Genomic DNA, 25604 nt, shown 5'->3' with positions numbered 1-25604 from the left:
GCCAAAAGGACCTTTGGACCCATGACCGATCTTCACCCCGTGCGCCGCGCGTTGCTTTCCGTTTCCGACAAGACCGGGCTGATCGAGCTGGGTAAGGCGCTGGCAGAGCGCGGGGTCGAGCTATTGTCGACCGGCGGCACCGCCAAGGCACTGCGTGATGCGGGGCTTGAGGTGAAGGATGTCAGTGAGATTACTGGCTTCCCCGAGATGATGGACGGCCGTGTGAAAACCCTGCACCCGATGGTGCATGGCGGCCTGCTGGCACTACGCGACAACGACACCCACGTCGCTGCGATGAATGAACATGGTATCGGCGCAATCGACCTGCTGGTCGTGAATCTCTATCCGTTCGAGGCGACCGTGGCCAAAGGCGCGGGCTATGACGAATGTATCGAGAACATCGATATCGGCGGTCCCGCGATGATCCGCGCCGCGTCCAAAAACCATGCCTTCGTAAATGTGGTTGTGGATGTCGAGGATTACTCTTCGCTGCTGGATCAACTGGAAGAGAATTACGGCAAAACCTCCTACGGCTTCCGCCAGTGGCTAGCGCAAAAGGCTTATGCCCGGACGGCTGTCTATGACACCGCTGTGTCCAACTGGATGGCTGAAGCGCTGCAGCTTGAGGCCCCCAAGCGTCGGGCCTTTGCTGGCGAGTTGAAACAAACCCTGCGCTATGGTGAGAACAGCCACCAACAGGCGGCTTTCTACACTGATGGAACCAACCGGCCGGGTGTAGCGACCGCCGTTCAGCACCAGGGCAAGGAGCTGAGCTATAACAACATCAACGACACAGACGCAGCGTTTGAACTGGTGGCCGAGTTCGATCCTGCAAAAGGTGCGGCCTGTGCGATCATCAAACACGCCAACCCCTGCGGCGTTGCCACAGGCGCGACCTTGCTGGACGCGTATAAGTCGGCATTCGATTGCGACCGGACTTCGGCCTTTGGTGGGATCGTGGCACTGAACCAGCCGCTCGACGCCGAAACCGCACAGGAAATCACCGGGATTTTCACCGAAGTCGTGATCGCCCCCGGCGCGTCGGACGAGGCAAAGGCGATCTTCGCGGCCAAGAAAAACCTGCGTCTGCTGACCACCGAAGGCCTGCCGGATGTGACCACTGGTGGCAAAACCGTGCGACAGGTGGCCGGTGGCCTGCTGGTGCAGGACAAGGACAATGGGTTCATCGGAATGGATGACCTGAAGGTTGTCACCAAAAAGGCCCCGACCGAAGAGCAGATGCGCGACCTGCTGTTTGCCTGGAAAGTCGCCAAGCACGTCAAATCCAACGCCATCGTCTACGTCAAAGACGGTGCGACCGTGGGCGTGGGCGCGGGCCAGATGAGCCGCTTGGACTCTGCCATGATTGCCGCCAAGAAGGCCGAACGCATGGCCGATGCGCTTGGCTTGCCGCAACCGCTGACCATTGGCTCGGCCGTGGCGTCCGATGCGTTCTTCCCCTTCCCTGACGGGCTGATGGAGGCCGCCGAAGCCGGCGCGACCTGCGTGATCCAGCCGGGCGGCTCGATGCGCGATGACGAGGTGATCGCTGCGGCGGACGAGGCAGGCCTTGCAATGGTCTTCACCGGCATGCGCCATTTCCGTCACTGATGCGTTATCGCCTGCTGCTCTGGGCCGCGCTGGCGGCGCTGTTGATCGACCAGATCAGTAAATATCTGGTCGTTCACGTGATGCGCGTGGCCGAAAGGCCCGGGGGTGTCGACGTGTTGCCGCCGCTGCTTGTGTTCAAGTACGGCGAGAATCGCGGGATTAACTTTGGCCTGTTTCAGGGGAACACGGACGCAGCCCGCTGGTTTCTGATTGGCATATCGGTCGTGATCTGCACGGCCGTTCTGATCTGGTTGATGCGGACGACGCCGCCGAAGCTGATGCAGATTTGCGGCGGCTTGCTGATCGGCGGGGCGCTTGGAAATGTGGTGGACCGGGTTCTCTATGGCTATGTCCTGGATTTCCTGAACATGTCCTGTTGTGGCATCGAAAACCCGTTTGTCTTCAATCTGGCCGATGTGTTCATTTTTGCCGGAGCGCTGGGACTTGTTCTGTTTGACGGCAAAAAGCCCTCGTGACGCGCCGGACGATATGCGATAAAAGCGCCTCAAACAGGCTGGAGACACAAATGCGGATGCCGCTTGCCATACTTGCACTGACACTTGCCGTTGCCGTGGCGGGCTGTTCCAAACGTGGTCTGCGCGATCTTCAGCCACCCGGACCGGGTCCCGACGAGTTTTCGGTGCTGCCGGTCAAGCCGCTGACGGCGCCTAAAGATTACAGCTTCCTGCCGGCCCCCACACCGGGCGGCGGCAATCTGGTTGATCCGACGCCCAAGGCGGATGCCGTGGTGGCGCTGGGGGGCAGTGCGGCGGCACTGAACTCGAATACCAGCATTCCGTCTTCAGATGCGGCACTGGTCACCGCCTCCAGCCGTTATGGCGTTCCGGCCAATACGCGGCAGGTCGTCGCGCAGGAAGATGCGGATTTCCGCAAGCGCCGTGGCCGCTGGACAGGTCTGAAACTGTTCCCGGTTGACCGCTATGAGCAGGTTTACGAGCGGCAGGCGATTAACGCGAATGCGCAAAACGAAGCAGCCCGCGCGGCAGGGATTGAGACTCCCTCGGCCCCGCCTGCCGATGAATAATTCTTAACTTTCCGTCATCGCCCTTGAACCCGCGCGGCGCCACCGTAGTTTGAAACGCATAAACCAAACGGAGGATGCCGCATGGTTCGGGCACTGGCGTTGTTTGCCGCCCTGATGACCGCGACCCCGCTTCTGGCCGAAGGCGGGCAGGAGGCAGTCACGACTTTTACACTGGATAACGGCATGGATGTCGTGGTGGTCGAGGATCATCGCGCCCCGGTCGTACAGCATATGGTCTGGTATCGGGCCGGTTCGGCGGACGAGCCCATCGGCGCGTCCGGCGTGGCGCATTTCCTGGAACACCTTCTGTTCAAGGCCACCGACACGCTTGAGGCCGGAGAGTTCTCGGCCACCGTGGCGGCCAATGGCGGCAATGACAACGCGTTCACGTCGTATGATTACACCGCCTATTTCCAGCGCGTCGCCGCTGACCGGCTGGAACTGATGATGCAGATGGAATCGGACCGGATGCGCAACATCCGCCTGACCGAAGCCGATATCGAAACCGAACGCGATGTGATCCTGGAGGAACGCAACCAGCGCACGGAAAACAACCCTCGTGCCCTCTTCGGCGAGCAGATGAGCGCGGCGCAGTATCTCAACCACCGGTATGGTGTGCCGATCATCGGCTGGAAGCACGAGATGGAGGAGTTGGATCTGGACGATGCGCTTTCCTTCTATCGGATACACTATTCGCCCAACAACGCGATATTGGTGGTCACGGGTGACGTCGACCCGGAGGAGGTCCGCGTTCTGGCCGAAAAATACTATGGCGTGATCCCCGCCAACCCGGACCTGCCTGAACGGGTCCGCTCGCAGGAACCGCCGCAAACCGCCGAACGACGCCTGACCTTCAAGGATCCGCGCGTGGCGCAGCCCTACCTGCAGCGCAGTTATCTGGCGCCGGAACGTGACGCAGGTGCTCAGGAAAAGGCCGCAGCGCTGTATTTGCTGGCCGAATTGCTGGGCGGCGGCACCACCTCGTACCTCAATGAAAAACTGCAGTTCGAGAAGCAGATGGCCGTCTATGCAGGCGCGTTCTATCGGGGCGTATCGCTGGATGACACGACCTTCGATATGGTGGTCGTCCCGGCCGAGGGCGTCTCGCTGCAAGAGGCTGAGGATGCGATGGATCAGGCGGTTGTGGACTTCATTGCCGAAGGTGTGAACGCAGATGATCTGGACCGGATCAAGATGCAGCTGCGTGCCGCCCAAACCTATGCGCGCGACAATGTCGACGGGATCGGCAACCGCTATGGCCGCGCGCTGACCACCGGTCTGACGGTCGAGGATGTGCAGGCCTGGCCCGACATTCTGCAGGCCGTGACCGGGGAAGAGATCATTGCGGCCGCCCGCGAGGTGCTGCAGTCCGAAGCGTCTGTCACCGGATGGTTGATGCGTGACGATGAGGTGACGCAATGAAACGGATATTCGCAACCCTGATCGCCTTGGTCATTGCGATGCCTGCATGGGCCGAGATCGAGATCCAGGAAGTCACCTCGCCCGGCGGCATCAAGGCCTGGCTGGTCGAGGACCCATCGATCCCTTTCACCGCGTTGGAGTTGCGGTTTCGCGGCGGCACCTCGCTGGATGACCCGGACAAGCGTGGCGCGGTCTATCTGATGAGCGGCCTGATCGAGGAAGGCGCGGGCGATATGGACGCGCGGTCCTACGCGCGAGAACTGGAATCGCTTGCGGCCTCGTTCACCTACAACGCCAGCGATGACACGGTTTCGATTTCGGCGCGGTTTCTGACCGAAAATCGGGATGAAGTGATCGATCTGCTGCGCACCACGATTCATGAGCCCCGCTTCGATCAGGACGCGATTGACCGGGTTCGCGCTCAGGTACTGTCCGGTTTGCGGTCGGACGAGACCGATCCGAACGACATAGCTGGCCGCAGCTTTGCCCGTATGGCCTATGGGGACCATCCCTACGGGTCCGAGGGCAAAGGAACGATCGAAAGCGTTTCCGCCCTGACGCGCGACGACATCGTTGCGGCCTACGACAACGTCTTTGCCCGGGACCGGCTGTATGTCGGGGCCGTCGGCGACATATCGGCAAAAGACCTGGGTGCACTGCTGGACAGGCTGCTGGCCGATCTGCCCGAAACCGGCAAACCGATCCCGGACAAGGCGCAGGTTTCAATTACGGGCGGCATCAGCGTCGTGGATTTCGACACCCCGCAATCGGTCGCCCTGTTTGCCCAGAAGGGGATTGACCGTGACGATCCGGATTTCTTTCCTGCCTTTATTCTGAACCACATTCTGGGTGGCGGCGGGTTCGAAAGCCGCCTGATGCAGGAGGTTCGCGAAAAACGGGGCCTGACCTATGGCGTCGGAACCTATCTTGTGCCCAAGGATCTGGCCTCAGTCTATCTGGGGTCGGTGTCATCGGCCAATGACAGGATCGCAGAAGCGGTCGAGGTGATCCGCGATGAATGGGCGCGCGCCGCGTCCGAAGGCGTGACTCAGAAGGAACTGGATGATGCCAAGACCTACCTGACAGGAGCCTATCCGCTTCGCTTTGATGGCAATGGCCAGATTGCCGGGATCATGGTCGGGATGCAGATGGAAGGCCTGCCCATCGATTATGTCGCCACCCGCAACGATAAGGTGAATGCCGTGACGCTTGAGGATGTGAACCGAGTGGCATCCGAACTGCTGGACCCGGAAGGCCTGCACTTTACCGTCGTGGGCAAGCCGGTCGGTCTGGAAACGACCAACTGATGACCAGGGGCTGAGCGAAGCTCAGCCCTTTTTCATGCTCCGCAACATCTCACCCATCATCTGTCCGAACTTACCCGACCCACGCTGGTACAGCGCTCCGTCAACGGCCAGAACCGTGCCGCTGATATAGCTGGCCAGATCAGAGCTGAGGAACAGACAGGCATTGGCCACATCCTTCGGCTGTCCCCAGCGGCCCAAGGGCACGTCCTTGCGAAGCTCTTCGTGGGCGTTTTCGGTGGGGGCCAGACGTCTGGCCCCTTCTGTGCCTTCGATAAATCCGGGCACGACCGAGTTCACGCGGATGCCCTCGACACCCCATTCCATCGACAATGTGCGGGTGATCTGATCGACGCCCGCCTTGGCGGCGCAGACATGCGCCTGACCTTCGTAAGGCAGATAGGATTGCGGGGCCGAGATGTTGATGATGCTGGCCCCGGGACGCTTGAGGTAAGGATAGGCCCCCTTCATCACGTGGATCGTGCCCATCAGATCAATATCGATCACGGTCTTGAACGCATTGACCGACATCTCGGCCGCCAAGGCGGGGAAATTGCCCGCCGCGCCCGACACCAGAACGTCGAAATCTCCAAATGCCTCGTGGAATTGCTTGAGGCCCTCAGCCACAGCCTCAGGGTCACGCACGTCAAACGCCGCACCGACGGCATCCTGTGCGCCCGCAGCTTTCAGTGCGGCAACCGTATCATCGACCTTCTCCTGCGACCGGCTGGCAACGGCCAGTTTGGCACCCGAGGCCGCAAAGGCCTCGGCAATGCCTCGGTTGATACCGCTGGTTCCGCCGATGACGATGACGGTCCTTCCTGAAAAGTCCATGTAGGCCTCCCGAGATGCGGGAGCCCTACTCGCCGTAAGGCACCCAGATGTTTTTTACTTCGGTCGCAGCCTGCAGGAAGCGGCGGGAATGGTCCATGCTCCAGTCAAATGCCGTCGCGTTATTGACCCAGGTCCGTTTCAGGTTCCCGGCCGAGACCACCTCGATCTCTTTCGACAGGTCGGTGGAAGAGAACGACCAGACCGCATCGACGTTCAGATGCGAGGCCAGCGGTTTCGCCAGTTCCGCGTGGCTGCCGGTCAGGATGTTGACCACACCAGCGGGCACGTCCGAGGTTTCGAGGATCTGGTAAAAATCCGTCGCCGCCAAAGGATAAGGCTCCGATGCCACCAGAACTGTCCGGTTGCCCATCGCAATGGCCGGGGCCATCACTGAAACCAAACCAAGCAAAGGTGCTTCGTCCGCGCACAGCGCGCCGATGACCCCCACGGACTCTTTCATGGCAATCGCCACGCCGCGGATCGGAACGCCGTGCACCTGACCGTCATATTTGTCGGCCCAGGCCGCGGCGGTGAACAGGCGCTGGATTGATGCTTCAACCTCTTTGGCGCCGTCCTTCTTTCCGGTCATGGCGTCGATACGAGCGGCGAACTCATCAGCACGGGCCGAGAGGTTCTCACCGATAAAATACAGGATCTGTGCGCGCAGATGGCCGGTGGTCTTGGACCAGCCTTTGGCCCCCGCGGCAGCTTCAACGGCGTTGCGAACGTCTTTGCGGTTGGCAAGGCCGACATGACCCAGCAGGCCGGATTTGCCCCAGACCGGTTTCGAATAACCCCCATCGGGGCGCGCCTGCTTGCCGCCGACATACATCTTGGCGGTGCGGTCAATCGGATCGACCGGTGCGCCTTCGCCCGTCGTTGCTTCGACCTTTGCCAGTGGCTTGGCCTTGCCCTTGGGTTTGGTATAGGCCGCCAGACCTTCCCAGCCGCCTTCACGGCCAAAGCCGCTTTCGCGCACGCCGCCAAAGCCTGCGGCGGCGTCGAACAGGTTGGTGGCATTCACCCAGACCACACCCGCGACCAGCTTGGGAGCGATGTCCAGCGCGAGGTTCACATTCTCGGTCCACACAGTCGCGGCCAGCCCGTAGCGGGTGTTGTTGGCCAGCTCGACCGCCTCTTCCGGTGTGCGGAATGTCGAGGACACCAGCACGGGACCAAAGATCTCTTCCTGCATCAGCGGATCGGATGTCTCCAGCCCCGAGATCAGCGTCGGAGGATAGTAGCAGCCGTTCGCGGGCATCTCGCAAGCGGCCTGATGCACATGACCAGCCGTGTTGCTTTCGACCAAGCTCTTGATGGTCTGCAATTGGACCGGGTCCACAACGGCACCCACGTCGATGCATTTGTCCAGCGGATTGCCGACGCGCAAACCGTCCATGCGCGCGCGTAGCTTGTCGTGGAAGCGGTCGGCAATGCCTTCCTGCACCAACAGGCGCGAGCCCGCACAGCAGACCTGACCCTGATTGAACCAGATCGCGTCAACCAAACCTTCGATGGCGCTGTCGATATCGGCGTCGTCAAACACGATGTAGGCGGACTTTCCGCCCAGTTCCAACGTCAGTTCCTTGCCCGATCCAGCCGTCGCTTCCCGGATCCGGCGGCCAACGACGGTCGAGCCGGTAAAGGCGATCTTGTCAACGTCCGACGCCACGATCATCTCGCCCACTGCACCATCACCGGTTACAATGTTGACCACCCCTTTGGGCAGGCCCGCCTGCGAGCAGATATCGGCAAACAGCAGCGCAGTCAGCGAGGTGTATTCGGCCGGTTTCAAAACCACCGTGTTGCCCATGGCCAGCGCCGGAGCGATTTTCCACGCCAGCATCAGCAGGGGAAAGTTCCACGGAATGATCTGGCCGCAAACCCCCAACGCCTCGGCACCGGGCAATTCGCTCTCCATCAGCTGCGCCATGCCCGCGTGGTAATAGAAATGCCGCTGCGCCAGAGGGATATCGATATCGCGCGACTCGCGGATCGGCTTACCGTTGTCCAGGCTCTCCAGAACCGCAAACAGGCGCGAATGCTTCTGCAAAAGCCGCGCAATGGCATAGAGATACCGCGCACGTCCAGCGCCACCCAGTTTCTCCCATTTCGGCTGCGCCGCGCGTGCGGCAGCAACAGCGGCGTCCACGTCTGCCTGTTTGGCCTGCGTCAGCCTGGCCAGCACCTCTCCGGTGGCTGGATTGCGGCTGTCAAATCCCTTGCCGGGCTTGGTGAAGGCGCCATCGATATAGTGACCGAACTTGTCGCCCTGATCGACCAGCCAGGCCAGCGCCTCGGCAGCGCTTTCAGGGGCGGGGCCATAGTCCATGGTTTCGAATATCTCTTTGACTGTCATGACTTCATCTTTTCCCAAATACTCACTGTCCAGACTTCAAAACGGGGCTCAGCCCATAGAATGCCTGTAACCAGCTGAGTAGGCCCCGGTGACATAGTGTTCCAGCTGCCGTTCGATATCGCCCAGCAACGATGACGCGCCAAAGCGAAACAGATCGGGTTCCAGCCAGCGGTCCCCCAGCTCATCCTTGATCAGCGACAGGTACACCAGCGCATCTTTGGCCTTCGAAATCCCGCCCGCAGGCTTGTAGCCAACCCGATAGCCGGTGCGGTCATAGTAGTCACGGATCGCGCGGATCATCACCAGCGACACGGGTAAAGTGGCGTTGACGCTTTCTTTCCCGGTCGAGGTCTTGATGAAGTCCGCCCCGGCCATCATGCAGACCAGCGAGGCGCGCGCGACATTGCGCAGGCTGCCCAGTTCTCCGGTTGCAAGGATGGCTTTGACATGTGCATCGCCACAAGCCACGCGGAAGGCCTTCATTTCTTCGTACAGCGCCTGCCAGTCGCCCGACAGCACGTGACGGCGCGAGATCACGATGTCGATCTCTTCGGCACCAGCATTCACGCTTTCTTCAATCTCGGCCACGCGCAGGTGGAAGGGTGACAAACCCGCGGGAAAACCAGTCGAGACAGCCGCAACCGGAATGCCCGTTTCTTTCAGCGCGTCCACGGCAGTTTCGATCATGTCGTGATAGACACAAACCGCCCCTGTGGTGATCGGCGGCATATCCAGCGCTTGCAGAACCGAAGGCGCCACAGGCTGCCGGGCCTTGGCGCACAGGCGACGCACGCGTCCGACGGTGTCGTCGCCGGACAGGGTCGTCAGGTCGATCATGGTAATCGCCTTGAGCAGCCAAGCCGCCTGATACTCTTTTTTGACTGAACGGCGGCCGGGCAGCGTCGCCGCGCGGCGCTCGATCGCCGAGGTGTTGGCCTGAACGGCGCGCACCCAGTCCATGTCCAGATCCATGCCGGGGTTTCTGGGTTCTGTCACTTGCGGCAGATGCGCGGTGCGCACGGGGCTTTCTGAGCTCTGCGTATCCATCATCACGTCCTTTGGGAGGTTTGCGCCAAAATCGCACGGGACGCGGTGAAAGGGAAGGTGTTCGGCTGCTCTCAGCTCAAATTTTTTGACCATTTGGACAAAAACAGGCGTTTTCTTGCGAGTAATTCGCAATAGCATTGACTTAGTTGCGAATGGTTCGCATATTCATTCTCAAGAGGATGCCATTTTGGGGCTGAATATGATTCGTCGCAGCTTTCTTGCAGTACTGGCCGTGGTCGCCATTCTGCCTTTGTCCGCCTTGGCCGAAGCGCCGCTGAAGGTGGTCGCCACTACCGGCATGATTGCCGATGCCGCCCGTCAGGTCGGGGGTGATCAGGTCGAGGTTAAGGGCCTCATGGGCCCCGGCATCGACCCGCATGCATATCGCCAGACACGCAGCGACATCGTTGCGATGACCCGCGCCGATCTTATTCTATGGCACGGTCTGTACCTTGAAGCGCAAATGGAAGATTTCTTTCATGACCTTGGCCGCAAGCGCACCGTCGTTGCCGTTGCCGAAGGAGTCGACAAAGCCAAGCTGCGGGCGCATGACGATTATGCCGACAAATACGACCCGCATGTGTGGATGAGCCCGGCCCTGTGGCGTGATGTCGTGGCCGAAGTGCAGGAGGCGCTCACCGAGGCGCGCCCCGAAGCGGCGGACATCTTTGCCGCCAACGCACAGGCGCATCTGGCCGAACTCGAACAGCTTGAAGCCTATGCCGGTCAGGCCCTGGCGTCTGTCCCGGAAAACAACCGTGTACTTGTCACCGCGCATGATGCCTTTGGCTATTTCGGGGCCGAGTACGGCTATGAAGTGATGGGTATACAAGGCATCTCGACCCAGTCCGAGGCCGGTCTGAACCGGATCGGAGAGCTGGTGGATGCGCTGGTCGAGAAGCAATTGACAGCAGTTTTCGTGGAAAGCTCGGTCTCCGACCGCTCGATGCGTGCATTGATCGAAGGCGCCGCAGCGAAAGGCCATGAAGTGGGCGTTGGTGGCGAGCTGTATTCAGATGCCATGGGCGAACCGGGCACGTATGAGGGTACCTATATCGGCATGCTGGATCACAACATCACGGTTATTGCCGGGGCGCTTGGGGCCGATGTGCCTGCACGCGGCATGAACGGCAAATTGTCGGCGGGGTTCTGAGGCAATGCTTGAACTGGCCGCAAATCAGGGTGTTTCAGTGACCGACCAAAGCGCCGGAAACAGCCCGCTGGCCATTCGCGGACTGACCGTTTCCTATGGTCAGAAACCGGCGGTGTTTTCGGTGGACATGACGGTCCAACCGGGGGCGATGACGGCGATTATCGGGCCAAACGGCGCTGGTAAGTCGACCCTTCTCAAGGCAGCTCTGGGGATCGTGTCGCCTTTGTCGGGGCAAGTCACGGTCTATGGTCAGCCGCTTGAGAAACAGCGCGCTCGTATTGCCTATGTACCGCAGCGCGCCAGCGTGGATTGGGATTTCCCGACCCGCGTGATTGATGTGGTGCTGATGGGGCTGTCGCGCGAACTTGGGCTGCTGGGCCGCGTACGTGCGCGGCATATGTCGCGGGCGATGGACTGCCTGCACCGCGTCGGGATGCGCGATTTCGCCGATCGTCAGATCGGCCAATTGTCCGGCGGGCAGCAGCAACGTGTGTTTCTGGCCCGCGCGCTGGCGCAGGATGCCGATCTGTATCTTCTGGACGAACCCTTTGCCGGTGTCGACGCAGCTACCGAAAAAGCTATCATCGCGGTTCTGAAATCACTGAAAGAAGCCGGCAAGACTGTCGTGGTCGTACATCATGATCTGGCCACCGTCACCGACTATTTCGACCATGTCTTCCTGATCAACACCCGTAAGGTTGCCGAAGGCCCCGTGGCGCAGGCCTTTACGGCCGAAACCCTGCAATCCGCCTATGGAGGTCGTCTGGCAACCGCCCAGATCGACCAGATTTCCCGCGCGCTGGGGTAAATCATGCTTTGGGACGCCCTGACCCTGCAGCTTGGCTATAACGCCACGCTGGTCGCCATCGGTGCCAGCTTGCTGGGTGTGTCTGCCGGTGTGGCTGGAACCTTCTTGTTTCTGCGCAAACGCGCGTTGGTAAGCGATGCGATCAGCCATGCGACCCTTCCGGGCGTGTGCCTGGCCTTCATGGTGCTGGTTGCGCTGGGCGGCGACGGGCGCAATCTGATTGGCCTGCTGGCGGGGTCGGCTGTATCTGCCTGGGTGGGTCTGCTGTGCATGAACTGGCTGACCCGGCACACCCGTCTGGCCGAGGATGCCGCCATCGGCGCCGTCCTGTCCGTGTTCTTCGGGATGGGGATCGTTCTGCTGACCGTGATCCAGACCATGGGTGTAGGCCGTCAGGCCGGGTTGGAGGGGTTCCTGCTGGGCTCGACCGCAGGGATGCTTTGGGCTGACGCACTGATCATCGCCATGGGCGGGGCGGTTACGCTGCTGCTGGTGATGATTATTCGCCGCCCCATGATGATGGTGGCCTTTGACCCGGAATACGCGGCCGCCCGAGGAGTGCCGGTGCACCGGGTCGATCTGGCCATGATGGGGCTGGTCATGGCCGTCACGGTTGTGGGCCTGAAAATCGTTGGGCTGATCCTGATCGTCGCCCTGCTGATCATCCCGCCCGTGACTGCGCGGTTCTGGTCCGACCGGTCGGACCGCGTCGTCCTGCTGGCCGGGTTGACCGGTGGGATGGCTGGGTATCTGGGTGCTGGGATTTCAGCCTCGGCCCCCAATCTGCCGACGGGGCCGATCATCGTGCTGGTCAGCTTTGGCTTTTTTGCCCTGTCGCTGCTTTTTGCGCCGGTTCGCGGCGTTCTGGCCGCGATTTTGCGCCACCTGAGGTTCCAGCGTCGCGTTCATATCCGTCAGGGTTTGCTGGCAATGGCGCAGGGGCAGAAGATATACGAGCCGTTGACCTTGCGGTTGCTGCGCCGGGCTGGCCTTGTGCGGGCCGATGGTGTGGCGACTGAGGCGGGCAAAGCGCGCGCCGCCAAAGCCCTGCGCGATGAAAAAAGGTGGGAGATCGTGCGCGCCGATCAGGCGCACGAGGCAACGGCGGCACTTTATGACGGGTTGCGCGACATCGAATCTGTTCTGACCCGCGATCAGATCACTGAAATCGACCACCGCATCGGTGGCCCGCAGGAGGTCATGCCATGAGCGGTGAAGAATTCGTCCCGCTGTCCCTGACGCCATTGCTGATCGGAACGTTTGCGGCGATTGCATGCGCCCTGCCCGGCAACTTTCTGGTGCTGCGCAAGCAGGCGCTGATCGGGGATGCCATCAGCCATGTCGTGCTGCCCGGTATCGTTGTGGCCTTTCTGCTGACCGGAGCGATTTCGACCTGGCCGATGATGCTGGGTGCAGCGGGTGCTGCGTTTGTCGCCGTGGTGATGATCGAGGCAATACGGCGTCTTGGTCAGATTGAACCCGGCGCAGCGATGGGCGTGGTCTTCACCACCATGTTCGCCGCCGGTGTGCTGTTGCTGGAACAGACGGACACCTCGACCGTGCATCTGGACGTAGAGCATGCGCTTTACGGCAACCTGGAAAGCCTGATCTGGCTGGACGCCACGGGCTGGGCCTCGCTGCTGGACGCTACGGCGCTGGCAGGCCTGCCGCCGGAACTGCCGCGCATCGCCCTGACGCTGGCCGGTGTGGTTCTGTTCACCTGGCTGTTCTGGCGACCGCTCAAGATCTCGACCTTCGACGAAGGGTTCGCGCGCACGATGGGCATCCGAACGGGTGCCTTGGGTATGGCGCTTGTGATCGTGGCGGCGGTCGCAGCGGTTGCGGCGTTTGACGCAGTAGGGTCAATCATCGTGATCGCGATGTTCATCTGCCCGCCTGCCGCGGCGCGGATGATGACAAACCGGCTGGAAACCCAGATCGTATGGAGTGTTCTCTTCGCCGTACTGTCCGCCGTTTCCGGCTACATACTGGCCGGGTACGGGCCACTGTGGCTGGGCGGTGCGGATGCGGTCAGCGCGGCAGGGATGATTGCGACCATGTCGGGTCTGATACTGGCGTTGGCCGCCGTATTCGGCCCCTGCCGCGCCCGTGCCGGGGCGCCTGCGGCTGCCTGAAGCGGCGCTTTCCCGCCAACCGTTGACGTAACGTCTCGGCCAAAACCTGCCCAAGTGAATGCGCATTCAGAGTTAACGCGAAATTCATTAGGTCCCGTGCTAGGGACGGGTCAATTGGACTTCGAACGACCACCACTCACCAAAGAACGTTCGGGCAATTGTGATCATGACGCCGCTATCAGACCGGCGCGGTGCAATTGTCCGAACGCCCCCTCGTATCCCGAAATACAGGTTTCAAACCGGTGGCAGAATCGCTCGTGATTGTGCTAGGTCTGGTGGTATGGCGCAGGCATACCCCAATATCGGCGAAAATCGCCCCAAAATCCGTCAACTTGACGACGCGGCGATAAATCGTATCGCTGCGGGTGAAGTGGTGGAGCGCCCTGCCTCGGCGGTTAAGGAACTGGTCGAAAACGCCATTGACGCGGGGGCGACGCGGATCGCCATAGATATCGCCGATGGCGGCAAGACGCTGATTCGAGTCACAGACGATGGCTGCGGCATCGCGCCCGAGGATTTGCCGCTGGCCTTGTCCCGCCATGCGACGTCAAAGATAGATGGGACGGATCTGCTGAACATCCACACCTTCGGCTTCCGGGGTGAGGCACTGCCGTCGTTGGGTGCCGTTGGCCGCCTGACCATCACAAGCCGCGTGCCGGGGGCGGATGCGGCACAGGTCCATGTGTCGGGCGGGAAGATAGAGCCGGTTAAACCGGCGGCTCTGCGCGCAGGCACAGTGGTCGAGTTGCGCGACTTGTTCTTTGCCACACCCGCGCGCCTGAAGTTCATGCGCACCGACCGGGCCGAGGCACAGGCGATCACCGACACGGTCAAACGTCTGGCCATGGCCGAGCCCTCGATCACTTTCGTCCTGCGCGACGTCTCGGGCGGGGGAGAGGGGCGTGTGACCTTCCGCGCCGACCGCGAGAACGGCGATCTGTTTGACGCCCTGCACGCCCGTCTGGCCCGCGTGATCGGGCGCGAGTTTGCCGAGAACGCGTTGCAGATCGATGCCACGCGCGAGGGCATCCGGCTTTACGGTTACGCCGCGTTGCCGACCTATTCCCGGGGGGCAGCGGTGGCGCAGTACCTGTTCGTGAACGGGCGACCCGTTCGCGACAAGATGCTGACCGGCGCGTTGCGGGCAGCCTATTTCGATTTCCTCAGCCGAGACCGCCACCCGGCAGCAGCACTGTTCATCGATTGTGATCCGACGCTGGTGGATGTGAACGTCCATCCCGCCAAATCCGAAGTGCGGTTCCGCGACCCGGGTCTGGCGCGCGGGTTGATCGTGTCCGCCTTGCGTCATGCGCTGGCCGATGCCGGGCACCGGGCGTCCTCGACCGTGGCCAATGCCACTTTGGGTGCGATGCGGCCGGAACCGGCGCAATCGGCGCCGGCGCGGGTCTATCAGATGGACCGCCCTTCACCAGCCGCGCGCCAGGCGGCCTACCGGGCGCAGGCCCCGGGCTTTGCCGAACTGGCAAACGACTACAGCGGGAGCATCGTTGACGCGACGCCCTTGGTGTCTGCGATTGCGACGGTGGAAGAACCGCCTGCACAAGACCTGCCGCTGGGTGCCGCGCGCGGGCAGGTGCATGAGAATTACATCATTGCCCAGACCGCAGATGGCATGGTGATCGTTGATCAGCACGCTGCGCATGAACGGCTGGTCTATGAAAAGCTAAAAAACCAGATGGCCGCAAATGGCGTTGCCGCGCAGGCCTTGCTGATCCCCGAAATCGTTGAAATGTCCGAAGGGGATTGTTCGCGTCTGATGGCGGTGGCCGAAGATCTGTCCCGCCTCGGCCTGACGATCGAACCCTTTGGGGGCGGCGCAATCGCCATTCGCGAAACCCCGGCCATTCTTGGTGAGGTCGACGCCGGGGCGATGATCCTGGATATCCTGGATGAGTTGACCGATCAGGGCGAAAGCCAGAAGGTACAGGCGCGGATCGAGGCGATCCTCAGCCGGGTGGCCTGCCATGGTTCCGTCCGGTCAGGCCGCCGGATGCGGGCCGAAGAAATGAATGCTCTGCTGCGCGAGATGGAGGCCACGCCTCACTCAGGCCAGTGCAACCACGGTCGGCCCACCTATGTCGAATTGAAGCTGAGCGATATCGAACGCCTGTTCGGGCGCAGTTGATCCTGTGCCCAAGACAGGCTAAGGAGAATAAAACAAGAACATCCGAGGCAGCATGATCGAGATTGCAGGTACACAATACGCGTTGAACGACCCATTGATCCTGATCGTGGGTGGAGTGGTTGCGCTGATCTTGCTGCTGTTGTTCCTGTCGCTGCGGGCGGCCAACCGCTCAGCCCGGATGGCGGAACCGCTGGCGCGGCAGATGGCGCATCTGGGCCAGCATGTGCAGCAGTTGGGGCAAGGGCAGGAGCAGCTGCGTGGCGGGCTGCAGCACGTGTCGGACACGCAGGCCAATGCGCAGGTTCAGGTGATCCAAACGGTCGAGGCGCGCCTGTCTTCGGTCCAGCAGCAGATGAACGACCGGCTGGCGGACAACGCGATGAAATCGGCCCGCGCCCTGGCCGAGATGCAGGAACGGATGAAGGAATCGCTGCACGGGTCGTCGAAACAGACCGCGACCTCGCTGACCCAATTGCAGGAAAGGCTGGCCGCCATCGACAAGGCGCAGGACAACATCACCAAGTTGTCAGGGGATGTGCTGTCCTTGCAGGATATTCTTTCCAACAAACAGCGGCGCGGGATGTTCGGGGAAATCCAGCTGAACGACATCGTGTCCAAGGCGCTGCCGACCGACAGCTATTCGTTGCAGGCCACCCTTTCGAATGGCAAACGGGCGGATTGCCTGATCCACCTGCCCAACCCGCCCGGCCCCATCGTGATCGACGCAAAGTTTCCGCTGGAAGATTTCGAAGCGCTGGCCGCTGCTCAGACACGAGTCGAAGTGGACAGATGCCTGAAGGCCTTTGGTGCGGCGGTTAAGGTGCACATCAGGACTATTTCCGAGAAGTACATTCTGGACGGTGAAACAGCCGACGGTGCGCTTATGTTTGTTCCGTCCGAAGCCATCTATGCCGAATTGCACGCGCGCCTGCCCGAAGTGGTCCGCGAAGGGTTCGCGGCACGTGTCTGGATCGTTTCACCCACGACCTGCATGGCAACGCTGAACACGATGCGCGCGATCCTCAAGGACGCCCGGATGCGTGAACAGGCTGGCGCGATCCGCCGGGAGTTGGGCATGCTGCACAAGGATGTCGAAAGGCTGGGCGATCGCGTGGCCAATCTGGACCGGCATTTCGGGCAGGCCGCCAAAGACATCTCGGACATCAAGATCAGCGCTGAAAAGGCGGGACGCCGGGCACAACGGCTGGACAATTTCGATTTTGAGGAACTGTCCCCGGACGATCACGCCAACGTTGTGCCCTTGGGCAAGACCGAGGTCTGATCGCGCGGGTCAGATGCGCAGGAATGGCTGGAACAGGCGCGGCATCAGTTTGGTGAATTTCAGGGGCGCGTCCGTCACCGCCAGACAGATGCAGTCGGCCGAGATGTCGGCCACCGGCATGTGATGCAGGTCCTGATCGGCGATTTCGACATCACCACGCGCAAAGTGGTCGACCTCGTCCGAAAACGCGCCCTGCAACACCATGGTCAGTTCTGTTCCATGGTGGCTGTGATCCGGTACGGCAGACCCTGCAGGGATAAACAGCAACCGGGCCGTTGACTCGCGTGTCGTCGGCAGGATCGCTTGCTTGACGCCCATGCCAATCGGCCTCCAGCGGATCGCGTTCACATCGCCACCGACGTAATCCTGCAAGGGCGCGGGCAGAACGGAACAGGCTGGCCGTGCGGGCTTGGGCCTCGGCGCGCCCTGGGAAATCAAGGCCATGGTCGCCGCCAAAGAGTCTTCGCTCATTGTGGGCATCTCGGCCTGATCCTCCAAAACCTCACCACCAATGATGTTGTAGCTTTCAGCCGCAGCCCGGCAGCGGTCGCACAGTGACAAATGTGTCGCGACCATCAGATCGAATGCTTCGGGCAGCGTACCTGCTGCATAGGCCATCAGCAGGTCGTCGGTCAGGTGATGTTTAATTGCTTCTGTCATCGTTTTCTCAGTTCATCGCATGGCGCAGGCGATCCAGCGCCAGTCTAATTCGTGATTTGATTGTTCCCAGCGGCAATCCGGTTTCCGACGCGATTTCGCGGTGACTCAGATCGCCGAAATATGCTTTTTCGATCAGTTGGCGCTGCGCTTCGGGCAGAGCTTTCATCGCAATCCGCAATTGGTCGGTTTCCTGTTGCAGGGCAACAACCTCGGTTTGATCCGGTTCGGCTTCGGGTCCCCAGCCCAGATCCTCGGGTTCGGGGCGGCGTTGTTTGCGCAGGATGTCGATCCGCTTGTTCCTTGCAATCGTGAACACCCAGGTTGCCACAGTGGCGCGGGTCGGATCGAACAGATGCGCCTTGTGCCACAATGTTGCCATCACCTCCTGCGCGCATTCTTCAGCGGTGGTGCCATCGGCACCGGACTTGATCAGGAACGCCTTGATACGTGGTGCAAAATGCCGGAACAGCTCGGCAAAAGCCGCCTGATCCTGCGTGTCACGGATGCGCTTGACGTGATCAACCCATTCGGACCTGACACCGCACTTCTTTTGCGTTCCGTTCAATTGTTTACCCTTGATGCGTTTCTTTGCGACCCAAGGCTGGCCCGCACCACTTGGGGGCGCAGGATCGTCGAGCGTCGCGGTGTCGATCTCGGTAAACATAACCACATTACGTGGCAGCGCCAAAGCCGGATCATTTAGCCCTGCATTTTTTGATCCGATTTTCCTATCTGGCCGTAACAAAACTGAAATCAGAGCATTAAGTTTGCAGACACTGTATTATTGGCAGACTGACAGGAACCCGAAGCCGCATGAACAAAATCGACCATATCGCGGGACACACCTATCACAGCCGGAAAGGTGAGATTGAGAACGCGTTTCGGTATTCGGTCGATTTCATTCTGTTCGACCCCGAAAACCTGCCAAAAACACCATCTCTGTTCTCTTTTCGGCGTGCCAACCTGATGAACTGGCGCGACCGCGATCATGGTGGCAGCCCAGGTGAAGGGCAGGGAGTGAACTGGCTGCGCAGCAGGCTTGAGGAGATGGGCTTGCCCTCGCCGTCTCGAATCTTGCTGCTGACGCAACCGCGCGTACTGGGGCACGTGTTCAACCCGGTCAGCTTCTGGCTTTGCCTTGACCCCGACGCGCAACTTTTCGCAGTGATCGCCGAAGTGACCAATACCTATGGCACGCGTCACAGCTATATTTGCCACAAGCCCGACCTGTCGCCGATCCAGCCCGAAGATCGAATAGTGGCGGACAAGAAGATGCATGTTTCTCCGTTTCAGAAGATTGAAGGGACGTACAGCTTCCGGTTTGACTTCCGACCGGACCGAGTTGGCGTCATGATCGACTATTCCCGGAAGGATGGCGGATTGGTGGCAACCCTGACCGGGTTGCGGGCACCGTTAACCAACCGCTCTATCCTGACGGCGCTTGTCCGTCGCCCCTTTGGGGCGCGCCGGGGATTTGCCCTGATCCTGTGGCAGGCTTTGAAGCTGTGGATCAAGAAGGCCACGTTCCGACCCTTTCGAACCGCACCGGTGCCAGAGCAGCCGGTGTCGCGCCCCCGCATGTAAGATTCCCTCAGACCAGGCGACGTTTGCGTAAGATCAAAGACGCGGCCGTTGCGTCGTGATTGTGATAGCCTGAAACCCGCGAACACAAGGAGATGGGACATGCTGGAAATTTCGGCCAGAAAGGTTGCCCAGGTGGCAATGATGGGGCGCGAGCTGGGGCGTGCCGAAGCAGAGCTGCGCGCTTTCGTCGACCGCATGAGTGAAGACGAGCAGGCCGAACTGGTGGCGATCATGTGGATCGGCCGCGAGAGCTTTTTCGCCGAAGATCTGGCCGAAGCCATCGCAACCGCAAAGTCCGAGGCCTCGACCCCTTGCGCCGACTACCTGATTGGCACGCCGCACCTGTCGGATCACCTGGAAAACGGACTGGATGCGCTGGGGATTTCGGCCGAGGATGTCGAGAATGACCTGATGTAGGCGCCATTGGCCTGAACCATCGAACGGGCCAGAGTCGTCTGATCCTGCTTTGGATTTCGAATACCCGCAAGCCGAACATTAATTCGGATTAATCCGGTGTTTTGGCATCGTTAACACTCCGCTCCTTTATCAGAACTGTGACCAGAAACGTTGTTCGGATGAGAAGGAGAAAGCGATGGCACATGTACACACAGCCAGACCGCAGCGCAGCTTCTTTGCCGGTCTGAGTTCAGAATGCCGCGCGCTCAGAGATGAGTTTGCGCGTCGCCGGCAGGTCGCTGAGTCGATGCAAACGCTGGAAAAAATGACTGACCGACAATTGGACGACATCGGCATTCCGCGCCATCGGATCGCACGATCCGCCTATCAAAGCGTCTATGGTCAGTCCCCGGTGGAACTGCGTCGCTAAGCTGGTTCGTCCCGACACGGACCGATCTTTGTCTGCAATTCAAGGAACAAAACGATGTTAGATACTATTGGAGTACACCAGGAGCGACCCATTGCCAGCGCATTGCTGCTTTTTGACCGGGCCATGCAAATCCGTGCTGTTCGGTCCGATATTGTGCGGGCCGCTCAGGAACTGAACCGTCTGTCCGATAACCAGCTGTCCGAGCTTGGAATCAATCGGTCTGACCTTGATGAAACGATCCAGCTTTACATCTGAAAGCGGGATGTCGGAACAGCCGCATCGTCACGCCGATGCGGCTGTTTTCTTGCGCGCTGAGAAAAAGCTCAGCTTGTGTGATCCACAATCTGCAAATGCTGCGCCAGCGTGTCGATTTCGCCCATCCACGCCGCCACCAGCTTGGGATCGCTGGGCGCCGCATGAACGCCAGCGGGAATGGCGCGGTTCAGGACGGCTTCGACGGCCAGTGAGACCGGGATCGATACCAGACGGGCCATGGCAGTGCCGCGTTCATCGCCCCATGCGTCCATGACGTAGGTTTTGTGCCAGACCTCGGCCCCGTCTTTTTCGGCCTTCAGGCCGACGCACAGAACCACGCGGTCGGGTTCGCCGTCGTCATAGGCGTTTTCTTCCCAGAACTGATCGGACATCTCTTTCAGCCGCGCATCGCCGTCCGGTCCGGTCAGGGTTTCGATTTCGCGGAACACGTCCGACCAGGCGTCCGCCCAGCCGTTCAGACGCAGAGTACCGCGGACGAATTCCTTGACCGGCCAGTGATCCTCGAAGTGATACTGCGCCATGAAAGGGATCGAGTCGCGGTTCGGGTAAACCTCAAAGCTTTCCGGCGCTGGAAGCGGCGCGATATAGCTGCTGATCGCATCCCATGGGCGTGCGACATCCAGCGGGGCGTAATCGCGGATCGATTTCGAGGGCGAGCGCAGCGCCTTGAGCACACCCAACGGCGACCAACTGAACTTGTACCGGAACGGGTTGGGGTTCTTCGGGATACCGCCGCAATACGAGATGAAGCTCAGGTGGTTCTGCGGATCGAACGCATCCGAGGCGCGGTACTCATCGACCAGTGCATGTGCCATCAGGTGGTCGATACCCGGGTCCAGACCGACCTCGTTGACCAGCGCCACGCCGGCCTCGCGCGCCTTGTCGTCCAGCGCGCGCATTTCGGGCGCGATATAAGACGACGAGACAAAATTCGCCCCTTTCGAAATCGCCAGCTCCGCCAGCGGCACATGCCAGTCGCCCGGCAGCATGGAAACGATCACGTCGCCCTTTTCCAGTACCGCACCAATTGCGTCGATGTCGAAGGCGCGGATGTCATCCGTCAGGTCTCCGACCTCGGCTTTGGCTTTTTCGATGGTCCGGTTCCAGACAGTGATCTTGTGCCCGCCCTCGAACAGGCGGCGCAGGCCGGGAATGGCCGAGAGGCCGGTGCCACACCAGTGAATCGTCATCGCTCAGATCCCTTCGATATGTGTTTTGTAGATTGCTTCCGCCCGGCCCCAGACACCACTTTCCAAATCGGTCAGGGTCAGCAGAGAGGGCAGCAGTTGCGCTGCGTAGTCTTCGGAACTTTCAACCGGCAGCATCGACGGCAGGTTGTCGATCGCCATCACATCCATCACCGGATCACTTGCCACGCGCAGGGCGGGGACGTCCCAGGTGGTGGCGCGGTCATAGACCGGCACCGGGTTGTAATCGCTGTCCGGGTCGCAGGCCACGTCGCCAATGGCGGTCAGGTTGCGTGGCGCGGTCAGCGCCTCTTGCGGGACAAAGACCGGGGTGCCGGGGCGGGCAAAGATGCAGTTCAGGAACAGGTCATGGTCGAGGATTTCGGGGAACGGCCCGCCGCTGGCGGTTTCGGCCATGTCCCATTTGGTTACTGTAACGGCCATGGCTTCGCACAGATCAGCCGCGCCCGTTCCGACACGCCCCAAGGCACCGATGACAATGGCGCGGGGGCGGTCGGTGCCGGTCGCGTCCAGTTCGGCCAGAAGCTCCGCGTTCAGCGCATCTTTGCTGGGATAGACACCCACGGGCGGACATTCCTCATCGCGCTGCTGTGCGGCCCACGTCTTCAGCGTCACCGCCGCGCCTGCGTACCCGGCCCAGTACCCGAAAGCCGCAACCCGGCGGTCGTTTTCGTCGACCAGATATTCCAGGTCATAAAGTGTGCCGCCACCGGTCTTGAACCGCTCCAGCAGCGCGCGGCCAGAATGCTGGCCCTTAAAGGCGTGGCCGAACATGATGTGTCGATGCGGCAGAGGCGTGCCATCCTCGGGCAGTTCCTTGAGGCCGAATATGATCGCGTCACGCGGGGCGTCGGGCCATGAATTCTCGGCCGCGATCTCACACCCGGCGTCTTTGTAGCCGTCGATCGGGATGGCGCGGACATGGCTTTCCTCGACCGTCACGCGGATGCCTGCGGCAATCAGCGCGGCGGCGCCTTCGGGGGTCAGGCCGACCCGTTCTTCGTTCGGGCGCTGTTCTGCCCGGACCCAGAGATGTGTCATTCGTTGTCCTTTTGTCAGAGCATTCCGGCGGCGCGCACCGCCTGAACCGATGTGCGTGCTTCCATCGCCTCGCGGAAGGCGACAATCTTGGGAAAGGCCGAGACGTCCACGCCGTCGCCCTCAAGCCAGCTGCAGACGACATAAAGATAGGCATCAGCCAGCGAGAACGCCTCGCCCAGCACAAACGGTCCGCGCAGACCGTTCGACGAGATATAGTCGCAGGACGCGGTCATCGTCTGCGGTACCTTGTCTTTCATATCCTTCCAGCTGGCTTTCTTGTCTGCCCAACGCGGCCCGCGCAGCTTGTGCGCGTGGTTCACATGCATGGTTGAGGCCAGATAGTACATCACCTCGCGCATACGGGCCGCCATGATCGGGTCGTCAGGCACCAGCCCGGCTTCTGGCGCTTTGGCCGCGACGTAGTCCAGCAGCGCGCCTGTTTCGGTCAGAATACCGCCGTCAACGGCCAATGCCGGCACGCGTCCTTTGGGGTTGATCTGCTTGTAGGCCGGTTTGGTCTGCTCGGCTTCTGCAAAATCCAGACGTATGGCCTCGTATTCCAAACCCGCTTCCTCCAGCGCGATGGCGACGGCGACTGAAATCGTGCGGGGCGCGTAGTAGAGTTGCATCAGATGGCCTCCGGTTTCCTTACAGATGGGTCTGGGCAAACTGCCGGTCGGGCGCTTCCAGATGTGGCACGGCATTGAACAGAACCGTACTGAGCTGCGGGCCGATCGGATGCAGACGATGCATGGACGTGTTCATTATGGCAAGAGCCACGCGAGCCATGGAAGGTATGTCCAGCCCCATCGCCTGCCGCACGACCATGGAAATCAGTCCGCCCGAGGTGACAACGATGGCCGGGCCGCCCTCGGTTCCGATATCCCGCAATGCCGCCGAAACCCGGTCTTCGAATTCAGCGAAGGTCTCTGGTGTGTTGCGGATATCGCCGCTTGCCCAGGCCGCAAAGGTTCGGGGCAGGTGTTCGACAAAACCTTCCCTGTCCGTCGGAACGGCCACGCCATGCTGTTCCTCGAACAGCTTTGCGATTGTGAAATATTCAATCTCGTTCAGCCGCGCGTCGCGCACCGGGTTGAGGAGACCCATACTGGCAGCGGTCTCCACATGCCGGGTCAGGGTGCCACAATACGCCCGCGTGTGATGCGTATGCGTATCCTTGAGGTACCCCCCAAGCCACCGCGCCTGCTGATGGCCCAGCTCGCTGAGCTTGTCATAGTCTTTTTCATCACGCGCAGAGGTGTTGGCCTGTCCGTGACGAACCAGTGTAATATGTGACATGGTGGTTCCTCTTGGCGTCATGTCTTAAGACAGCTTCATTGCCGGGGCCAGAGGTGTTGCACCCGCCCGGAGTGAAAAATCGCGGACCCGATGCAGCGGAAGACTTGCAGGTCAAGGCGCAGCCCATAAGGTTGATCGGCACAAAGGGGGCAATCATGGCTGTCGATGAAAACCGGTTTCTGGCCGATCTGCACAAATTGCGTTCATTTGGGGCGGCGGGTGTTGGGAAGGGCGTGGTCAGGCCCGCCTATTCCGACGCGGATATCGCGGCGCGCCGCTGGCTGGCCGGTCGGATGGAAGACGCCGAACTGCGCCCGCATTTCGATCCGGTCGGAAACCTGTTTGGGTTGGCCGCCGGTCCGTCGCTGCTGATGGGGTCGCATTCCGACAGCCAGCCAGAAGGTGGTTGGCTGGATGGTGCGCTGGGCGTCATCGCGGCACTTGAAGTGGCGCGCGCAACGGATCGCGCGATTTCGGTCGTCAGCTTTCAGGATGAAGAAGGGCGGTTTGGCGTGACCACCGGGTCTGCCGTGTGGTCGGGAACGCTGCATTTGTCCGCGGCGGATGCTCTCACCGATCATGAAGGCACAGCATTTTCCGAGGCCCGCGCCCTGATGAGTGGTCTGGCTCAGGACTTCGTCGATCCCGGTCAGTTCACCGGGTTTCTCGAGATGCATATCGAACAGGGGCCCGCGTTGGACACCAGCGGGGATCAGATCGGTGTCGTGACCGACATCGTTGGCATCCGCGACATGAAAATCACCTTTGAGGGACAGCAGAATCATGCGGGCACTACACCGATGCATCTGCGTCGGGATGCGTTTCAGGCAGTGTCCCTTTTCAATTCGCTGATCAACGACCGGTTCCGGAATGTGGTTGCGCCCGAAACGGTCTGGACGATTGGCCATGTCGACCTGCATCCCAACGCCTCGTCCATCGTGCCGGGGCTTGCGCGTTTCTCGATGCAATGGCGCGACGGTACATCTGACCGGCTGGAACGGATGGAGCAGATCATCCGCGCGACCGCGCAAGAGGTCGCCGATCGGATGAACTTGTCGGTGACCTACGGGCCGTTGCTGGGGCTGGAGCCCGTGGCGATGGATCGGGAACTCCGCGCGGCGCTGGAACAGGGGGCGGAAAGAATTGCCCCATCCCGCTGGCGCTCCATGCCGTCCGGCGCGTTGCATGATGCAACCAATGTGTCCCGCCTGATGCCGGTTGCTATGCTGTTCGTGCCGTCGATCAACGGGATTAGTCATGACTTCTCAGAAGATACGTCCGAACATGATCTGATCGCCGGGCTGCATGTTCTTGAACATGCAGTCAACGCGCTGCCTTCGGGCAAATCCGTTGCCTGACGGAGAAAAGTTTCCTAAAGGGGAATTGTTGGTTGTATATCCTGGTATACAACTGCTGCCAAAAACAACGTTTGCGCCTCAGCCATCTGAGATTGTGTCGTTGCCGTTTGTTTTGCAAAACTACAAGCGTTGAAGTCAGGAGAGAACAGGAATGTCGACGTATTATTCTGAAGAGCACGAGTGGCTGCGAGTTGAAGGAGAAGTTG

The 25604-nt window shown here is 60.7% G+C and carries 26 protein-coding genes; 16 read left to right on the top strand and 10 right to left on the bottom strand.

Annotation, left to right across the window (positions count from 1 at the left end; translation table 11 throughout):
- The first annotated feature begins 21 nt into the window (after window positions 1–21).
- From purH to ACR0FE_RS07055, 5 genes are all read left to right on the top strand, one after another.
- Window positions 22–1611, top strand: a complete 1590-nt coding sequence (gene purH / locus ACR0FE_RS07075; protein ID WP_480911962.1) for a bifunctional phosphoribosylaminoimidazolecarboxamide formyltransferase/IMP cyclohydrolase — start codon at window positions 22–24, stop codon at window positions 1609–1611.
- Complete coding sequence (gene lspA / locus ACR0FE_RS07070) at window positions 1611–2087, top strand: signal peptidase II (RefSeq protein ID WP_170613090.1); 477 nt, start codon at window positions 1611–1613, stop codon at window positions 2085–2087. The genes purH and lspA overlap by 1 nt, the downstream gene beginning before the upstream one ends.
- A 50-nt stretch (window positions 2088–2137) precedes the next feature.
- Window positions 2138–2656: a DUF3035 domain-containing protein gene (locus ACR0FE_RS07065; protein ID WP_170613092.1), complete on the top strand. Its 519-nt coding sequence runs from the start codon at window positions 2138–2140 to the stop codon at window positions 2654–2656.
- 81 nt (window positions 2657–2737) lie between these two features.
- Window positions 2738–4078: a M16 family metallopeptidase gene (locus tag ACR0FE_RS07060; RefSeq protein WP_480911958.1), complete on the top strand. Its 1341-nt coding sequence runs from the start codon at window positions 2738–2740 to the stop codon at window positions 4076–4078.
- Window positions 4075–5385 (top strand): M16 family metallopeptidase, encoded by a 1311-nt coding sequence (locus tag ACR0FE_RS07055; protein ID WP_170613095.1) that lies wholly within the window; start codon window positions 4075–4077, stop codon window positions 5383–5385. Before ACR0FE_RS07060 ends, ACR0FE_RS07055 begins: the two co-directional genes overlap by 4 nt.
- A 21-nt stretch (window positions 5386–5406) precedes the next feature.
- On the opposite strand, the gene ACR0FE_RS07050 is transcribed toward ACR0FE_RS07055, so the two are convergent.
- From ACR0FE_RS07050 to deoC, 3 genes are read right to left on the bottom strand one after another with little or no spacing between them, the layout of a single operon-like run.
- Window positions 5407–6216, bottom strand: coding sequence for an SDR family oxidoreductase (locus ACR0FE_RS07050; protein ID WP_170613097.1), 810 nt, complete (start codon window positions 6214–6216; stop codon window positions 5407–5409).
- Window positions 6217–6241: 25 nt separating this feature from the next.
- Window positions 6242–8575 (bottom strand): aldehyde dehydrogenase family protein, encoded by a 2334-nt coding sequence (locus ACR0FE_RS07045; RefSeq protein WP_480911954.1) that lies wholly within the window; start codon window positions 8573–8575, stop codon window positions 6242–6244.
- A gap of 48 nt (window positions 8576–8623) precedes the next feature.
- Complete coding sequence (gene deoC, locus ACR0FE_RS07040; RefSeq protein WP_480912453.1) at window positions 8624–9622, bottom strand: deoxyribose-phosphate aldolase; 999 nt, start codon at window positions 9620–9622, stop codon at window positions 8624–8626.
- Between the two features lie 199 nt (window positions 9623–9821).
- Here deoC and ACR0FE_RS07035 point away from each other — a divergent pair, with 199 nt between their 5' ends.
- The 6 genes from ACR0FE_RS07035 to ACR0FE_RS07010 all read left to right on the top strand — a co-directional run bounded on the left by ACR0FE_RS07035 (window position 9822) and on the right by ACR0FE_RS07010 (window position 17146).
- Window positions 9822–10775 (top strand): metal ABC transporter solute-binding protein, Zn/Mn family, encoded by a 954-nt coding sequence (locus tag ACR0FE_RS07035; protein ID WP_480911951.1) that lies wholly within the window; start codon window positions 9822–9824, stop codon window positions 10773–10775.
- A gap of 4 nt (window positions 10776–10779) precedes the next feature.
- Window positions 10780–11583 carry a metal ABC transporter ATP-binding protein gene (locus ACR0FE_RS07030; RefSeq protein WP_480813821.1) on the top strand — a complete coding sequence of 268 codons (804 nt, stop codon included), beginning with the start codon at window positions 10780–10782 and terminating at the stop codon, window positions 11581–11583.
- Between the two features lie 3 nt (window positions 11584–11586).
- Window positions 11587–12792 (top strand): metal ABC transporter permease, encoded by a 1206-nt coding sequence (locus tag ACR0FE_RS07025; RefSeq protein WP_170806984.1) that lies wholly within the window; start codon window positions 11587–11589, stop codon window positions 12790–12792.
- Window positions 12789–13718 (top strand): metal ABC transporter permease, encoded by a 930-nt coding sequence (locus tag ACR0FE_RS07020; RefSeq protein ID WP_480911948.1) that lies wholly within the window; start codon window positions 12789–12791, stop codon window positions 13716–13718. Before ACR0FE_RS07025 ends, ACR0FE_RS07020 begins: the two co-directional genes overlap by 4 nt.
- Before the next feature lie 280 nt (window positions 13719–13998).
- On the top strand, window positions 13999–15864 hold the full coding sequence (gene mutL, locus ACR0FE_RS07015) for a DNA mismatch repair endonuclease MutL (RefSeq protein ID WP_480911945.1): 1866 nt from the start codon (window positions 13999–14001) through the stop codon (window positions 15862–15864).
- Window positions 15865–15916: 52 nt separating this feature from the next.
- A complete protein-coding gene (locus tag ACR0FE_RS07010) occupies window positions 15917–17146 on the top strand; it encodes a DNA recombination protein RmuC (protein ID WP_480911942.1) in 1230 nt (409 codons plus the stop codon).
- 9 nt (window positions 17147–17155) lie between these two features.
- Here the strand turns inward: ACR0FE_RS07010 and ACR0FE_RS07005 are convergent, their stop codons facing one another.
- Window positions 17156–17806, bottom strand: a complete 651-nt coding sequence (locus ACR0FE_RS07005) for a ChrR family anti-sigma-E factor (protein WP_480905934.1) — start codon at window positions 17804–17806, stop codon at window positions 17156–17158.
- Between the two features lie 7 nt (window positions 17807–17813).
- Complete coding sequence (locus ACR0FE_RS07000; protein WP_170613167.1) at window positions 17814–18470, bottom strand: sigma-70 family RNA polymerase sigma factor; 657 nt, start codon at window positions 18468–18470, stop codon at window positions 17814–17816.
- Window positions 18471–18619: 149 nt separating this feature from the next.
- Here ACR0FE_RS07000 and ACR0FE_RS06995 point away from each other — a divergent pair, with 149 nt between their 5' ends.
- The 4 genes from ACR0FE_RS06995 to ACR0FE_RS06980 all read left to right on the top strand — a co-directional run bounded on the left by ACR0FE_RS06995 (window position 18620) and on the right by ACR0FE_RS06980 (window position 20471).
- The gene (locus tag ACR0FE_RS06995) at window positions 18620–19390 is read left to right on the top strand and encodes a DUF1365 domain-containing protein (RefSeq protein ID WP_480911938.1); all 771 of its coding nucleotides are present in this window, start codon (window positions 18620–18622) and stop codon (window positions 19388–19390) included.
- A gap of 99 nt (window positions 19391–19489) precedes the next feature.
- Complete coding sequence (locus ACR0FE_RS06990) at window positions 19490–19807, top strand: DUF3775 domain-containing protein (RefSeq protein WP_170613119.1); 318 nt, start codon at window positions 19490–19492, stop codon at window positions 19805–19807.
- Window positions 19808–19982: 175 nt separating this feature from the next.
- Complete coding sequence (locus tag ACR0FE_RS06985; protein WP_170613121.1) at window positions 19983–20216, top strand: YjiS-like domain-containing protein; 234 nt, start codon at window positions 19983–19985, stop codon at window positions 20214–20216.
- Window positions 20217–20270: 54 nt separating this feature from the next.
- Complete coding sequence (locus tag ACR0FE_RS06980) at window positions 20271–20471, top strand: DUF1127 domain-containing protein (RefSeq protein ID WP_170613123.1); 201 nt, start codon at window positions 20271–20273, stop codon at window positions 20469–20471.
- A gap of 68 nt (window positions 20472–20539) precedes the next feature.
- Here the strand turns inward: ACR0FE_RS06980 and ACR0FE_RS06975 are convergent, their stop codons facing one another.
- The 4 genes from ACR0FE_RS06975 to ACR0FE_RS06960 are packed head-to-tail and all read right to left on the bottom strand — an operon-like array spanning window position 20540 to window position 24040.
- Entirely contained in the window at window positions 20540–21682 is a 1143-nt protein-coding gene (locus ACR0FE_RS06975) for a saccharopine dehydrogenase family protein (protein ID WP_480905928.1), read from the bottom strand.
- A gap of 3 nt (window positions 21683–21685) precedes the next feature.
- Entirely contained in the window at window positions 21686–22741 is a 1056-nt protein-coding gene (locus tag ACR0FE_RS06970; protein WP_480911935.1) for a saccharopine dehydrogenase, read from the bottom strand.
- A gap of 14 nt (window positions 22742–22755) precedes the next feature.
- Window positions 22756–23370, bottom strand: a complete 615-nt coding sequence (locus ACR0FE_RS06965; protein WP_480911933.1) for a glutathione S-transferase family protein — start codon at window positions 23368–23370, stop codon at window positions 22756–22758.
- Between the two features lie 19 nt (window positions 23371–23389).
- Window positions 23390–24040, bottom strand: a complete 651-nt coding sequence (locus ACR0FE_RS06960; RefSeq protein WP_480911930.1) for a histidine phosphatase family protein — start codon at window positions 24038–24040, stop codon at window positions 23390–23392.
- Between the two features lie 155 nt (window positions 24041–24195).
- Here ACR0FE_RS06960 and ACR0FE_RS06955 point away from each other — a divergent pair, with 155 nt between their 5' ends.
- The gene (locus ACR0FE_RS06955) at window positions 24196–25398 is read left to right on the top strand and encodes a Zn-dependent hydrolase (RefSeq protein ID WP_480912451.1); all 1203 of its coding nucleotides are present in this window, start codon (window positions 24196–24198) and stop codon (window positions 25396–25398) included.
- Window positions 25399–25412: 14 nt separating this feature from the next.
- Here the strand turns inward: ACR0FE_RS06955 and ACR0FE_RS06950 are convergent.
- Window positions 25413–25604 (bottom strand): hypothetical protein (locus ACR0FE_RS06950; RefSeq protein WP_480441028.1); only part of this gene is annotated, 192 nt, incomplete at its 5' end.

The organism is Ruegeria sp. K7, from assembly GCF_056531785.1.
Note: the sequence above shows the minus strand (reverse complement) of the source record. Positions and strands in the feature narration are given on the sequence as shown.